This window comes from Dellaglioa sp. CoH-57-MRSF-18 (assembly GCF_056781995.1).
Genome location: NZ_JBXAXX010000003.1, coordinates 257,393 through 271,209 on the forward strand (window position 1 = coordinate 257,393; position 13,817 = coordinate 271,209).

Below are 13,817 nucleotides of genomic sequence, written 5' to 3' on the forward strand. Positions count from 1 at the left end.
TACGTTAGTCATAGAGTTGTAATATGAGTGATGTTTTGTAATATGCCTGACACATGTCTGACTTGTCGGTTCGATATACTCTAGAAATGGGTAATAAAGTTATTTACAAAAAGGAGTATTATTTTGAAAATTAGAAATATTATTGGTTTTACGGCAGTTATACTTTGCTTATTAGGTGGTTCGGTTTCTGTTAGTGCAACATCTATCAGTGATTTAAAAAAACAAGAATCAGCTGCACAAGAGAAAGTAACAACTGCTAATTCAAAAATTTCAAAGTCATTAACGAGTATTAATGATGAGTATGCAAAAATTGATAAATTAAATCAAGAAATTTCTGATAAAGAAAAGAAAATTGGTTCACAAGATAAATCAATTGGTAATGAACAAAAACAATTAGATACACGTATTGAAAATGCTAAAGATAGATTAAGAAGTCTACAAGTTAATGATTCAAGTAGTAAAATGGTAACGGCTATTCTTGAAGCAAAGAATGCTGGTGATTTTATTAGCCGTGTTTACGCAGTTTCTGTTTTACAATCTGCTGATAACAAAACGATGAAAGATGTTGCGTCTAATATCAAAACCATGGAAGATGCTAAAGCGCATTTGGAATCTGAACAAAAATCATTGAAATTAAAACAATCTGAAACAAAACAAGAAACAAAAGAAATGAATAAACAATTAGCAGCGTTAAAAGATACTTTAGGTGACGCAAAGAAAGATTTAGCCAAAGTAACAAAGGCTAAAGATGCTGAGTTATCAAAAAAAGCAAGAGAAGCAAAGGCTAAAGCTGATGCTAAGGCAGCAGCAGCTGCTAAAAAAGAAGCAGCTAAAAAGGCTGAAAGTGATGATTCATCAGATAAAAAAGGAAGTACTGACCAAAAAGCAAGCAACGATACTTCTGGCAAATCAACTAAGAAAACGTTACAAATGGTCGCAACGGCTTATTCAACAAATGCACCAGGGATGGGAACTCATGGATCATATGGGTTAAGTTTGTTAACTAATCCACAACAAATTGCTGTGGATCCTTCAGTTATTCCGCTAGGAACTGTTGTCTGGGTATCTGGTTATGGTGTTGCGATTGCTGGCGATACAGGTTCAGCAATTAAAGGAAACCGAATTGATGTGCATTTTATCTCAAATGCAAGATGTTACACATGGGGTAAAAAGACAGTTACTGTAAAAGTTTTAGAATAAAGATATGAAAAAAGGTCTGCTAAATTTATTTTTAGCAGACCTTTTTATTTATTTAAATATCTTTTTGCATATGATGATAGTCATGACCACTAATAATCATGTTACCAACAGTTTTAAAGCCCATTTTTGTGTATAACTTTTCTGCTTTAGGATTTGCAAAGTCGACGTTTAAGCCAATCTTTGTTTTTCCAGCTGCACGGGCAATCTCGGGAAGAGACTCTAGAAGTTTTGTGCCGATGCCTTGTCCTTGGAAATCTGGTGAAACAGCAAGGGTATCAAGGTACCATTCATTTGGATAAACTTCTGAGTCTGGAAAGAGTTCAGTTGTTTCAGGTAAACCAATTTGTGGGAAAAATTGATTCATAGCAAGATCAAGATGGTCTTCATCTTCATCCGGATAACCAAATGCTATCCCAGCAACCTTACCATCAATATCGGCAATTTGAACACGACCGTAGCTGTAACGGTAGTCTTCTGTTTCAAATGCAAGCTCTAGCACTTTGAATAGGTCGGGTAATGGAATTTCTTGAAGAATAGGAATTTCCATATCTTCTAAAATAATATTCACTAAAGGAACGACCTCGTGTGCATCTTTTTTTGTTGCTCTTCTAATAATCATATAAACCATCCTTTCCTGAATATCTCTAGTGTATAGGGTACTTAAATAATTGTCAAAACAACTAAATTGCTTGCTAAGTGTAGATATGTTATATTATGTTACATCAAAATGTTTTGGGGAGGATATTATGAAAAAATGGCAGTCAATGATCATGTCAATCATGGTCGCATGTGTATTTTTATTATTTTTACATAGTAATCAAGTAAATGCAGCAGAAAAGACGTATACAATCGGGACTGATGTAACTTATGCACCATTTGAATATCAAGCAGAAGATGGTAAATCATATGTTGGTATTGATATGGATATAATGCGAGCCATTGCTAAAGAGGAAGGATTTAAAGTTGATATTAAAGCCTTAGGGTTTAATGCAGCGGTTCAAGCATTAGATGCTAACCAAATTGATGGGGTTATGGCTGGTATGATGATAACTCCAGAACGTCGTGTTAAATTTGATTTCTCAGATAGTTATTATGAAGCTGGGGTAGCTATGGCTGTTGGTAAAAACAGTTCAATTAAATCTTTGGATGATTTAAGAGGGAAAAAGGTAGCGATTAAAGTTGGTACAGCTGCCGGAGAATTCGTAAACTCAATTAAAAAACAATATAATATTACAACAACAACTTTTGATGATTCAAGTAACATGTATGACGATGTTGTGACAGGAAATTCCGATGCGACTTTTGATGATAAACCAGTTTTAGCATATGGTGTTAAGAATGGTATTGAAATGAAAGTAGTTGGTAAAACATATGAAAAAGGTGAATATGGATTCGCCGTTAAAAAAGGGCAAAATAAAGAATTAATAACAAAATTTAATGCCGGGCTAAAGAAACTTAAAGCTAACGGTGAATATAAAAAGATTGTTGATAAGTACACTGGAACGAACGCAAAAAATGCTAACTCTAAAAATTCTCGAACAATTTTAGGTTTATTGAAAACAAATAGTGGCTCATTATTAGAAGGATTTAAACAAACAATGTTATTAACAATTGTGGCTATTGTTTGTGCAACAGTTTTAGGGATTATTTTAGGTATGATGGGTGTTGCGCCAAATAAATGGCTTAATGGGCTTTCAAGTACATTAATTTACATTTTCCGTGGCCTACCGCTAATTGTATTGGCCTTCTTTATCTACATTGGTATTCCTAATTTAACCGGGAGCAAGATTCCAGCATTTGTGGCAGGTATTATAACCTTAACGTTAAATGAAGGTGCGTATACAGCGGCCTTTGTTAAAGGTGGGATTAAGGCTGTTGATAATGGCCAAATGGAAGCTGCTCGTAGTCTAGGATTACCTTATGGAAAAGCAATGATGAAAGTCATTATGCCACAAGGAATTAAGATTATGATTCCATCATTTATTAATCAATTTATTATTACGTTGAAAGATACGTCAATTTTATCTGTTATCGGTATTTTAGAATTAACGCAAACAGGTAAGATTATAATCGCAAGAAACCTTGAAGGATTCAAGATGTGGTTGATTATCGCGGTGATTTATCTCGTTATCATAACGTTATTAACGTGGTTATCTAATTTAGTCGAAAGGAAGATTAAATAATGGCAGCTAAAATTCAAGTTAAAAATTTGAAAAAAAACTATGGTTCAAATGAAGTTTTGAAGGGGTTAGATATTTCAGTTGCAGAAAAAGAAGTTGTCTGCATGATTGGACCTTCCGGTTCTGGGAAAAGTACCTTTTTACGTTGTTTAAATAAATTAGAAGATTTAACTTCCGGTTCAATTATTATTGAGGGGCATGATATAAGTGATCCAAAAACTGATTTAAATGTTGTTCGTCAAAATATTGGCATGGTATTTCAACATTTTAATTTGTTTCCACATTTAACCGTTCTTGAAAATATTATTTTAGCGCCTGTTGAATTAAAAAAAGAAACAAAAGAAGAAGCAACTAAGGAAGCAAAACGTCTTTTATCCCAAGTTGGTTTGAGTGATAAAGCAGATGCTGCACCTGCTTCGTTATCTGGTGGTCAAAAACAACGTGTCGCAATCGCACGCGCACTTGCAATGAAACCAGATATTATGTTATTTGATGAACCAACGTCTGCACTTGATCCAGAAATGGTTGGGGATGTTTTAGATGTTATGAAACAACTTGCGAGGGATGGTATGACAATGGTTGTTGTCACACATGAAATGGGTTTTGCTAAAGAAGTGGCTGATCGTGTGGTCTTTATGGCTGATGGTTACATTTTAGAAAGTAGTACACCAGATGAAATATTTAGTAATCCGCAAAATGATAGAACAAAAGATTTCTTAAACAAAGTTTTAAATGCATAAAAAGTGCAAACTAATTAAATCTTTCGGCCTTTCATTAATTTTTGGTGGGGCAAGCATTGTAAAAGGTCCTAATCACTTCGCGTGGTGGTTAGGATTTTTTATGTATAGTTACTAAAAATTAGGATGTTTACGATGATTTGAATTGAAAAAAGCTTTTTAGCAAAGGAGAAAAGTAAAATTATGAAAGCAATTGTTGTTAATGAAGCAGGAGGAACAGATAAGCTTATTTACCAAGAGGTAAATTTACCTAAAATAAAAGCTAACTGGTCCTTAATTAAAATAAAAGGGTTTGGTATCAATAGATCGGAGATTTTTACGAGAGAGGGAAAATCGCCAACTGTTTTGTTTCCTAGGGTTTTAGGCATTGAATGTGTGGGTGTTGTTGAAGAAACGAGCGATCCTGAAAGATTACCTATAGGGAAAAAAGTTATTTCCATTATGGGAGAAATGGGACGCGCATTTGATGGCAGCTATGCTGAATATGTAGCATTACCAAATAACCAAATATATCCAATAACAACAAATATATCTTGGAAAGAACTTGCGACTATTCCTGAAACGTACTATACAGCATTTGGTTCAATGAAAAACTTAAAAATTACAAAAAAAGATAAAATTTTAGTTAGAGGCGCCACAAGTGGAGTAGGTATTTCATTTCTTAAATTGTTGAAGGCCAGATATCCTGATATTGTAATTGATGGTACTAGTCGGAGCCAAGCAAAAAATGAGCAATTATTGTCCGCTGGTTTTAATGATGTAATAATAGATAAGACTGGTGTATTAGAGACTGAAAAGAAGTATGACAAAATTTTAGAATTAATTGGCCCTGCCACTATAAAAGATAGTTTTCAACATTTAAACGAAGGAGGCATTTTATGTAGTACGGGACAATTAGGAGGTAAATGGTTTTTAGAAGAATTTGATCCGATTATAGATATCGAGAAAAATAGTTACCTCACTAGTTTTTACTCTGACAATGTCAGTCAGGATAAATTGAATGATCTGTTGGACTACATTTCAAAATATGATGTTGATGTGAAACCAGAAAAAAACTTCAAACTAAGTGAAGTTCCTTTAGCGCATGCTTACTTACAAAATCAGGATAGTTTTGGGAAAGTAATCGTGTTACTAACAACTGAATAAAGATAAGTACCAAATTGGTTAGCGACGTATTATGGGTTTCATAATTGATAGTTGGAGAGTAACAGGGCTGATTGATTACGTAACAAAAGTCTTATGGCTTTTGTTTTTTTCGTTGTAAAAAAACTGTTATTGGTAATAGTTTTTAAACTACTATCAACAACAGTTTTTATAGACTTATTTTTTCTAATTAATTACACTTTTTAGTCTCAATCGATTTATTTTTCAGCTAACTGTTCAAGAATAGCTAAGCCAACACCATCTTCAGAATTTGTTTTTGCTGAATGATTGGCAATACGTTTTACCTCGTCGTGGCCATTTTCCATGGCGTAACTGACGCCTGCAACTTTTAACATAGAAACATCATTTAAGTTATCTCCAATTGCCATGACATCTGACATTGGGATATTAAGTTCTTTAGCGAAAGCTTGGAGTGCAATCCCTTTTTGGGCATTTACGTTGTTAATTTCAAGGTTAGTAGGTGCAGAAGAGGTAACAACAAGTGAGTCTTCTTCTTCAATTTTTGCTTTTAAAGGGAGTAATTCTTCTTGACCATCCATACTGAAAACAATTAATTTAAAAATATCAATTTTTGAATCATCGATGACTGTTTGGTAATCATCAACGTAATTGATATTCATTAATTCAAGACGAGCTGCAGCTAATGAAACAGCCATTTTAAATGGTGTATCTGGATTTGTATCAGAGATTAGACGCGCTACATTTTGAATACGGTTTGCACGATTATCAGAATAAACACCGTTTGAGGTTGTCATTTCAAAGTAAAAATTTTCTTTTTTGAATGTTTGAACTAAAGTTTGAACGACTTTTTTTGAAATAGGTGTTGTACTAAGTGTTTTACCATTTCCATCTAAAACTTCTGCGCCGTTAAATGTAATCATTGGACTATTGAACCCGGCTGCTGTAATTAAAGGTTTAACTTCAGTATAGCCACGGCCAGTAGAAACGATAAAGTGGACTCCTAATGCTTGTGCTTGTTTAATCGCATCGGCGTTTTTTTCTGAAATCACCATTTGATCATTTAGTAAAGTACCATCCATATCTGATGCAATAATTTTTATCATAAATTCAACACTCCTCTAATCTTATTTACTGGTTTCATTTTAACATGAAACCGCTCGATATTTTAATCAAATCATTTATTTTTGTATTCACTAATATGGTAAACTTAATCTGTGAGGTGTTAGACAATGAATATTAATGTCGATAATGATTGGCAACCCATTTTGACCGAAGAGCTTGCAAAATCTAAATATGCTGATTTAGAAACGTTTATTGATAATGAATATCAAAATGAGACGATTTATCCGGAAAAAAATCGCATTTTTGAAAGCTTTGAACTGACCCCATTTTCTGACGTTAGAGTTTGTTTATTGGGACAGGATCCTTATCATGAAAAGCATCAAGCTCATGGGTTGAGTTTTTCTGTTTTACCAGGAGAAAAAATTCCACCTTCTTTACGGAATATGTATAAAGAATTGGAAACAGATTTAGGAATTCCACCAGCTAATCATGGCTATTTGAAGAGTTGGGCGGAGCAAGGTGTTTTGATGTTAAATTCAGTCTTAACTGTAAGAGATGGCGCCGCTAATTCTCATCGTAATCATGGATGGGAATTATTAACAGATGGTGTGATTGAACGATTATCCGAATCTTCACAGACAATTATTTTTGTTTTATGGGGGAAGACAGCCCAAGATAAGATTAAATTAATTGATACAGATCACAATATTGTGATAACATCACCTCATCCAAGTCCGTTATCTGCTTACCGCGGTTTTTTTGGATCGAAACCATTTTCACAAATAAATCAAAATTTAATAAGTCAGGGATTGCCACCGATTAACTGGCAATTACCCAGTAACACTTAATTAGGAGGAAATGATATGTCATTATTTGAAAGTTTGAAAAGCAAAATTGAAAGTAAAAAAATTAAAATAGTTTTTCCTGAAGGGGAAGAAGAACGTATTCTAAGAGCAGCCGTTAAATTAGCAGAAGATAATTTGGCAGAACCTATTTTATTGGGGGATGTTGCAAAAATGAAAGAGTTAGCCACAAAGCTCGATTTAACTCTTGATGGTATCGGTGTAGAATTACTTGATCCTAAACAATATTCTGAAACAGATTTTAATGAGATGAAAACGGCCTTTGTTGAACGACGTAAGGGTAAAAATACACCTGAACAAGCTGAAGAAATGTTACGCGATGTTAATTATTTCGGTACAATGCTCGTTTACATGGGATTAGCTGAAGGGATGGTTTCTGGAGCTGTTCACGCTACTGGAGATACCGTTCGACCTGCATTACAAATTATTAAAACGAAACCAGGCGTGAGTCGGACAAGTGGTGCCTTTATTATGACCAGAAATAATGATACAGAAAAGTATTTATTTTCTGATGCTGCGATCAGTATTAATCCAACTGCTCAAGAATTAGCAGAAATGGCAATTGCAAGCATTCAGACGGCTCGTCTCTTTGATATTGATCCCAAAGTAGCAATGCTTAGTTTTTCAACTAAAGGTTCAGCTAAAGCACCAGAGGTATCAAAGGTAGCAGAAGCAACTGAAATTGCACAAAAACTAGCACCAAATGAAGCGATTGACGGCGAATTACAATTTGATGCTGCTTTTGTACCGAGTGTTGGTGAACAAAAAGCACCTGGATCAAAGGTTGCAGGACAAGCAAATGTTTTCATTTTCCCTGAATTACAATCTGGAAATATTGGCTACAAAATTGCACAACGTTTAGGTGGATTTGAAGCTATCGGACCTATCCTACAAGGATTAAACCAACCGGTTTCAGATTTATCTCGTGGTGCTAACGTAGAAGAAATTTACAAGGTTGGTATTATTACAGCTGCGCAAAGTTTAGAATGAAATGGTGAAATAATTAATGAATATTGAAGTCAGTTCTGTAGAAGAAACACAAGAAATTGCCGAAAAAATTGGACAGCTTGTTGAACCTAATATGATTTTGTTATTGGATGGTGATTTAGGCGCAGGAAAGACAACTTTTGCTAAAGGCTTAGCCGTTGGGTTAGGGATCAAGCGGAACGTTAAAAGTCCAACATTTCCAATTGTGAGAGAATATCGTGAGGGCCGTTTGCCGTTATTTCATATGGATGTTTACCGACTTGAAGGGATGGGCGGCGCAGATTTAGGGTTAGATGAATATTTTAATTCTGATGGTGTGAGTGTTGTTGAATGGTCTGAATTTATTCAGGATGAATTACCAAATGATTGGTTAAAAATTACATTATTGAAAGATGATCATGATGATAATTTACGTACTATCGAATTAGAAAGTAATGGATTACAATATGATAATATGTTGGCCCATTTCAACTAAAAAAACAAGTTAGCTGATAGCCTCTAAATGGGGGTATCAGCTAACTTGTTTTTATTTAACCAATTTTTCGATTTCTGGTTTCATCTTTAAAGGATTAGTCTTAGGTGCATAACGTTTAACAACTTGTCCATCACGATTAACTAAAAATTTAGTGAAGTTCCATTTAATTGAGCTACCCAACACGCCTTGCGTTTCATCAGTCAGGTATTTAAATAGTGGTAACGCATCTTCTCCATTTACATTTTGAATGGTATGCATTGGAAAACTAACGCCATATGTCATACGACAGGTAGCTGCTGCTTGCGCATCATTATCGACTTCTTGATGGAATTGATTCGATGGAAACCCAAGTACCACTAATCCTTGGTCTTGATAATCCTCATATAATTCTTCTAATTGTTTAAATTGTGGCGCAAAACCACATTTAGTGGCTGTATTAACAATTAATAAAGGGTGATCCTTGTACTTTTCTAATGAATAAGTTTCACCATTTTCTAGTGTAACCTGATAATCATAAATTGACATTGTAATTTCCCCCAATTTGGTTTGATTACGGTCATCATATAACAGTTTAAACAGTAGCCCTATTAATGTGCTTAAATTTGATTATGCTGGCTTCACAAATGGTTTTAAAATTTCTTGTCCAAATTCGTGTTCTTGATAGAGTAAGATATTGGCACAAGCAACGGAATCATCTAAGGCATTGTGATGATTTGTTAACGTGATTCCCAATTCATCACAAACCGTATTTAATTTATGATTTGGAAATTCTGGGAATAATTTACGACTTGTTCTAACCGTATCTAACAATAAAAATTGGGGTGTCTCTAATCCATAATAACCCAATGTATTATGCAAAATACTGTTATCAAAGGGGGCATTATGTGCCACGATTAAACTATTGTTCTGGAAAAGTGGCGAAATATGTGACCATAGTTCTGGAAACTTTGGTGCAAATTCAACGTCTTCTTCGTGAATACCATGAATTTGAACATTACGCCAATTAAAAGGTGTTTCCGGTTTAATAAGTGAATAAAATTCATCAACGATTTGATTATTTCGAACAACTGTTAAAGCAATTGAACAGGCGCTATGACGCTGATTATTAGCAGTTTCAAAATCCATTGTAACAAAATTCATAATTAACTCCTTTTTAATTCGATATGACTGATAAGGTTATTAAAATACTCGGTCTAATAATGTTAATAAAGTATAACAGTTAGGTTATACAATTAAAAGTCGCTTGTTTGTGCGTTAAAATAGAAAAATAAACATTGAACGTGTTAAACTAGAAGGAATTGCTAAATGTTGAAAGGAATCGAATAAATAATGATAATTGACACTTTTGTAGAACTATTTCCATCTATTAAAATTTTAAAAAATGAACCACTTGCTAAATATACAAATACTGAAACGGGAGGGATGGCTGATCTTTTAGCTTTTCCTGATGCAGTGTCAGATGTTAAAATTTTGGTGAATACAGCCAATGAAAATGGTATTCCTTTAACTGTTTTAGGAAATTCGAGTAATCTAGTTGTGAAAGATGGCGGTATTCGTGGACTTGTAATCATTTTAACGGATATGGATAAAATTGCTGTATCTGGGACGAAAATTATAGCGCAAGCTGGTGCCTCACTTATTGAGACAACAGAAGAAGCTTACCAAGCTGGCTTGACTAATTTTGAATTTGCTGCTGGGATTCCTGGGAGTGTTGGTGGTGCCGTATTTATGAATGCTGGTGCATATGATGGTGATATCAGCCAGGTATTGAGTGAAGTTAGTGTTATTACACGTACTGGTTATGTGAAAACACTAGTTAACGAAGAAATGAACTTTGACTATCGTCATAGTCAAATTCAAGATGATAATGACATCATATTAGAAGCAACCTTTGTATTAAAAGAAGGTAATAAATATGATATCCGTGAAAAAATGGATGAGTTTAACTTTTTACGTGCATCTAAACAACCTTTAGAGTACCCATCATGTGGAAGTGTTTTTAAGCGACCTGATGGACACTATACTGGTGTACTAGTTCACGAAGCTGGGTTACAAGGCTACCAAATTGGTGGCGCACAAGTATCAAAGAAACATGCCGGGTTTATTGTTAATGTAGACGGCGCTACTGCAACAGATTATATGGATGTTATTAAGCATGTTCAAAACGTTGTGTGGGAAAAATTTAAGGTTAGATTAGAAACGGAAGTTAGAATTATCGGAGAAGACTAAAGTAGAAAGGAAGATGGTAAATGCCGCTACTTGAATCGGTTATTGTTTTAGCTGCACTTGTTTTACTATCAAATGTTATCAGTCATTATCTGGTTTCAATACCCGTTGGATTGATCCAGATAGCATTAGGCTTTGTCGTTGCCTTAATTTTTAAAGTCTCAATTGAGTTAGAAACAGATTGGTTCTTATTACTCTTTATTGCGCCACTATTATTTAATGATGGTCGAAAATTTCCAAAACGTGAATTGTGGAAATTAAGAGGTTCCATTTTTGCGAATGCCATATTATTGGTTTTCTTAACAACTGTGGTAGTTGGATTTTTCATTCATCTTTTGATTCCAAAAATGCCATTAGCAGTTGGATTCGCACTGGCAGCTATTTTGTCACCAACGGATCCAGTTGCTGTGCAATCGATTGCTGAAAAAGCAAAATTACCAAGTAATATTTTAAATTTGGTTAGTGGTGAAAGTTTAATTAATGACGCAAGTGGATTAATTGCCTTTAAATACGCGATTGCTGCTGCGGTTACTGGCTATTTTTCATTTGGACAGGCGCTTGGTGATTTTACGTATATTGCGATTGTTGGTTTTATCTCGGGAGCAGTGTTAATGTTGCTGATTTCAACAATACGAGATTTTTTAATGAGGCAAGGGATTAATGATGTTGTTTTTAATACGATATTACAAATTTTAACACCTTTCATCATTTTTCTTTTTACGGAAGAATTTTTGCATGCATCAGGTGTTATTTCGGTAGTTGTCGCTGGCGTTATCTCTAGTATGCGTAAGAATACTTTCGCGACGTACTTACCTGAAATTAAGTTAGTAACTGAAAAAACCTGGGAAATTGTGGTTTATCTCCTGAATGGATTTGTGTTTATTATTCTTGGAATTGAATTACCAATTGCGATGTCAAAGACATTAGAAGATAACAATAGTAGTACTCTTTCGGCTATTATTGATGTTTTTGTCGTCTGGCTCTTTTTAGTCGTGATTCGTGTTGTTTGGACGTATATTAATATGTTATTAATTTCTAAGAAAAATAAATCAAAAAATAAGGCAAAGCCAAGTTGGCGTATTGCGTTAATATCAGGATTTTCAGGTGTTCGTGGTGCAATTACAATGGCTGGTGTGTTAACAGTCCCAACGATAATAAAAACAGGTGCTGCTTTTCCAGAGCGTTCATTAATGTTATTTATTGCTGGTGGCGTGATTATTTTAAGTTTAGTAGCCGCAATTTTGATATTACCTCTTTTAACTAAAGAAAAAGGAATAATGAAAACCAGTAATGAGGTTCCTGATGCTACTTTAGTTGAAGATGAGGATGCTATCATAACTAGTGATAGCGGAGATACGCAGTTCAATGAAAAGCAAGCTCGTATTTATATTATGCGAGTTGCTATTAGTCGCTTGGAATCTGAACGACGAGAATCTAATCAAAAAGTTGCCTATGAATTAATTTTAGAATATCAATTTATGATTCGTCGACTTGAGTTTTCTGATCAGGATGATGAACGATTACGCCAAATTGTTGAGGAAGAAGCAGACATTAGGCGAATTGCTTTAGATGGAGAACTCGAAGCGTTAGATAAAATGAGATTAAAGCAGGCTATTAGTAATAAAAACTATTCAATTATTAGTAAGAAAATTATGAAACAAAAAGCGAAATTAGGTCAAATTAATAATCGGAAAATCTCATTTGTAACGGTTAGAAATATTAATCATGCCTTTGTTCAATTAGGTAAGGTTGTGAGACGGACACTCTATTCTGAAAAAGAATTAAAAATGGTTTATGAACGACGAAATATAGAAAAAGCTTTAGCAAAAGCAGCTATTAAAGCACTATCAACGTATGTTAAAAAATCTGATGATGGCAATCAACAATTTAAGCAGCAAGCTATGTATCATTTGATTGTTTATTATCGTAATCGTATCGAAACATTAAAACGGACCAAAAATATTAATCAAGCCGAATCTGAGGAACAAAGTTACCAACTTAGATTAAAGGCTATTGCGGCTGAACGTTCTGCGATGCAGGAATTGATGGAACGAGGCTATATTACATGGTCATTAGCGTCAAGTTTACGTGAATATATTAATTATTCTGAAAATGTTATTATGCTTTCTGAAGAGGACTAAAAAATAGGTGTAACTCGCAATTTATATGCGAGTTACACCTATTTTATTGTTTTTCTATAGACTTCTAAGCAAATGATAATAACTAGTTGGACTATTGTTAGTAAAACGACAAAAGCTAACATTTTAATTGTCCACATATCGGCAATCAATTTTAATGTTAATTTTGGTGATGTTAGTAGGTAAACAGTGTGTAATCTTAAAAAACGACCAATATAGACACCGACAGATGACAAAATAGTTAGGCCAAATATAACGACATAACGAAAATAATAAGGTGTTAAGTGTAGTCGTTCTTTAATTTGGTCGGCAATTTGAGAAAATCCAACGAGTGCAAGTAACGTACATGATAAGGTACTTACCAACAAATAAGTATAGTTTAGCCACATATGAATATCTAATTTAATTAATCCTGTCATTATGTCATAGGGATGCAGTAAGCTTAAATGAAAAATATCAGTTAATAGGTAAGGCGCGTTCGGATAAAAGAATAGCCAAGCTGCTGTTAACAGCCAAAAATAAGTATTTGATAATTTATCTTTGATGTGAAAAGCTAATTCAATTGGCAGATAACCTAAAAATGTATTTAAGAGTAAAAAATTAAAAGGTGATTGTTGGTTGTAAACGAATAAGTAAATAATAATTAAGTAACATATAAAAAATAATCTGATACCGTGCTTTACATTTGTATTTATCATAATGGTCATCCTTTTCTATAGTAACTTCAGTGTAGCAAAAAATGAGATGAAATCAAATTAATAATCCGGTAGATAATAGAAAATATGGCGGGATGAGGAAACAAATCTAACAACGTGGTATAATAA

General features: G+C 34.0%; 14 protein-coding genes. 9 read left to right on the forward strand and 5 right to left on the reverse strand.

Going from position 1 to position 13,817, the window contains the following annotated elements:
* Nucleotides 1–123 precede the first annotated feature (123 nt).
* Entirely contained in the window at nt 124–1,200 is a 1,077-nt protein-coding gene (locus tag AC1RPG_RS04960) for a 3D domain-containing protein (RefSeq protein ID WP_481761440.1), read from the forward strand.
* 52 nt (nt 1,201–1,252) lie between these two features.
* On the opposite strand, the gene AC1RPG_RS04965 is transcribed toward AC1RPG_RS04960, so the two are convergent.
* Nucleotides 1,253–1,816 (reverse strand): GNAT family N-acetyltransferase, encoded by a 564-nt coding sequence (locus AC1RPG_RS04965; RefSeq protein ID WP_481761624.1) that lies wholly within the window; start codon nt 1,814–1,816, stop codon nt 1,253–1,255.
* Nucleotides 1,817–1,946: 130 nt separating this feature from the next.
* Between AC1RPG_RS04965 and AC1RPG_RS04970 the strand changes: the two genes are divergently transcribed.
* The 3 genes from AC1RPG_RS04970 (at nt 1,947) to AC1RPG_RS04980 (ending at nt 5,263) form a co-directional block, all read left to right on the forward strand.
* A complete protein-coding gene (locus AC1RPG_RS04970) occupies nt 1,947–3,383 on the forward strand; it encodes an amino acid ABC transporter substrate-binding protein/permease (protein ID WP_481761439.1) in 1,437 nt (478 codons plus the stop codon).
* The gene (locus AC1RPG_RS04975; RefSeq protein ID WP_481761438.1) at nt 3,383–4,120 is read left to right on the forward strand and encodes an amino acid ABC transporter ATP-binding protein; all 738 of its coding nucleotides are present in this window, start codon (nt 3,383–3,385) and stop codon (nt 4,118–4,120) included. The genes AC1RPG_RS04970 and AC1RPG_RS04975 overlap by 1 nt, the downstream gene beginning before the upstream one ends.
* A 180-nt stretch (nt 4,121–4,300) precedes the next feature.
* Nucleotides 4,301–5,263, forward strand: coding sequence for a zinc-binding dehydrogenase (locus AC1RPG_RS04980; RefSeq protein WP_481761437.1), 963 nt, complete (start codon nt 4,301–4,303; stop codon nt 5,261–5,263).
* Between the two features lie 215 nt (nt 5,264–5,478).
* Here the strand turns inward: AC1RPG_RS04980 and AC1RPG_RS04985 are convergent, their stop codons facing one another.
* Nucleotides 5,479–6,345, reverse strand: a complete 867-nt coding sequence (locus tag AC1RPG_RS04985) for a Cof-type HAD-IIB family hydrolase (RefSeq protein ID WP_481761436.1) — start codon at nt 6,343–6,345, stop codon at nt 5,479–5,481.
* A gap of 126 nt (nt 6,346–6,471) precedes the next feature.
* Here AC1RPG_RS04985 and AC1RPG_RS04990 point away from each other — a divergent pair, with 126 nt between their 5' ends.
* The 3 genes from AC1RPG_RS04990 to tsaE are packed head-to-tail and all read left to right on the forward strand — an operon-like array spanning nt 6,472 to nt 8,629.
* On the forward strand, nt 6,472–7,152 hold the full coding sequence (locus tag AC1RPG_RS04990) for a uracil-DNA glycosylase (RefSeq protein ID WP_481761435.1): 681 nt from the start codon (nt 6,472–6,474) through the stop codon (nt 7,150–7,152).
* A gap of 15 nt (nt 7,153–7,167) precedes the next feature.
* Entirely contained in the window at nt 7,168–8,157 is a 990-nt protein-coding gene (gene pta / locus AC1RPG_RS04995) for a phosphate acetyltransferase (protein WP_481761434.1), read from the forward strand.
* Between the two features lie 16 nt (nt 8,158–8,173).
* Nucleotides 8,174–8,629, forward strand: coding sequence for a tRNA (adenosine(37)-N6)-threonylcarbamoyltransferase complex ATPase subunit type 1 TsaE (gene tsaE / locus AC1RPG_RS05000; protein WP_481761433.1), 456 nt, complete (start codon nt 8,174–8,176; stop codon nt 8,627–8,629).
* Nucleotides 8,630–8,680: 51 nt separating this feature from the next.
* Here the strand turns inward: tsaE and AC1RPG_RS05005 are convergent, their stop codons facing one another.
* Both AC1RPG_RS05005 and AC1RPG_RS05010 read right to left on the reverse strand, forming a co-directional pair.
* On the reverse strand, nt 8,681–9,154 hold the full coding sequence (locus tag AC1RPG_RS05005) for a glutathione peroxidase (RefSeq protein WP_481761432.1): 474 nt from the start codon (nt 9,152–9,154) through the stop codon (nt 8,681–8,683).
* Between the two features lie 81 nt (nt 9,155–9,235).
* Nucleotides 9,236–9,769 (reverse strand): 3'-5' exonuclease, encoded by a 534-nt coding sequence (locus AC1RPG_RS05010; RefSeq protein ID WP_409022237.1) that lies wholly within the window; start codon nt 9,767–9,769, stop codon nt 9,236–9,238.
* Nucleotides 9,770–9,958: 189 nt separating this feature from the next.
* On the opposite strand from AC1RPG_RS05010, the gene murB reads away from it, so the two are divergent.
* Nucleotides 9,959–10,858 carry a UDP-N-acetylmuramate dehydrogenase gene (murB, locus tag AC1RPG_RS05015; RefSeq protein WP_481761431.1) on the forward strand — a complete coding sequence of 300 codons (900 nt, stop codon included), beginning with the start codon at nt 9,959–9,961 and terminating at the stop codon, nt 10,856–10,858.
* A 20-nt stretch (nt 10,859–10,878) separates the two neighbouring features.
* Complete coding sequence (locus tag AC1RPG_RS05020) at nt 10,879–12,996, forward strand: cation:proton antiporter (protein WP_481761430.1); 2,118 nt, start codon at nt 10,879–10,881, stop codon at nt 12,994–12,996.
* 38 nt (nt 12,997–13,034) lie between these two features.
* Here AC1RPG_RS05020 and AC1RPG_RS05025 read toward each other — a convergent pair whose 3' ends face one another.
* Nucleotides 13,035–13,691, reverse strand: coding sequence for a DUF1361 domain-containing protein (locus tag AC1RPG_RS05025; RefSeq protein WP_481761429.1), 657 nt, complete (start codon nt 13,689–13,691; stop codon nt 13,035–13,037).
* Nucleotides 13,692–13,817 lie beyond the last annotated feature (126 nt).

Bases quoted from the DNA above. Each gene is read 5' to 3' on its own strand.
- AC1RPG_RS04970 (WP_481761439.1), top strand. From the start codon at position 1,947: ATGAAAAAATGGCAGTCAATGATCATGTCAATCATGGTCGCATGTGTA.
- AC1RPG_RS04975 (WP_481761438.1), top strand. From the start codon at position 3,383: ATGGCAGCTAAAATTCAAGTTAAAAATTTGAAAAAAAACTATGGTTCA.
- AC1RPG_RS04980 (WP_481761437.1), top strand. From the start codon at position 4,301: ATGAAAGCAATTGTTGTTAATGAAGCAGGAGGAACAGATAAGCTTATT.
- AC1RPG_RS04985 (WP_481761436.1), bottom strand. From the start codon at position 6,345: ATGATAAAAATTATTGCATCAGATATGGATGGTACTTTACTAAATGAT.
- AC1RPG_RS04990 (WP_481761435.1), top strand. From the start codon at position 6,472: ATGAATATTAATGTCGATAATGATTGGCAACCCATTTTGACCGAAGAG.
- pta (WP_481761434.1), top strand. From the start codon at position 7,168: ATGTCATTATTTGAAAGTTTGAAAAGCAAAATTGAAAGTAAAAAAATT.
- tsaE (WP_481761433.1), top strand. From the start codon at position 8,174: ATGAATATTGAAGTCAGTTCTGTAGAAGAAACACAAGAAATTGCCGAA.
- AC1RPG_RS05005 (WP_481761432.1), bottom strand. From the start codon at position 9,154: ATGTCAATTTATGATTATCAGGTTACACTAGAAAATGGTGAAACTTAT.
- AC1RPG_RS05010 (WP_409022237.1), bottom strand. From the start codon at position 9,769: ATGAATTTTGTTACAATGGATTTTGAAACTGCTAATAATCAGCGTCAT.
- murB (WP_481761431.1), top strand. From the start codon at position 9,959: ATGATAATTGACACTTTTGTAGAACTATTTCCATCTATTAAAATTTTA.
- AC1RPG_RS05020 (WP_481761430.1), top strand. From the start codon at position 10,879: ATGCCGCTACTTGAATCGGTTATTGTTTTAGCTGCACTTGTTTTACTA.
- AC1RPG_RS05025 (WP_481761429.1), bottom strand. From the start codon at position 13,691: ATGATAAATACAAATGTAAAGCACGGTATCAGATTATTTTTTATATGT.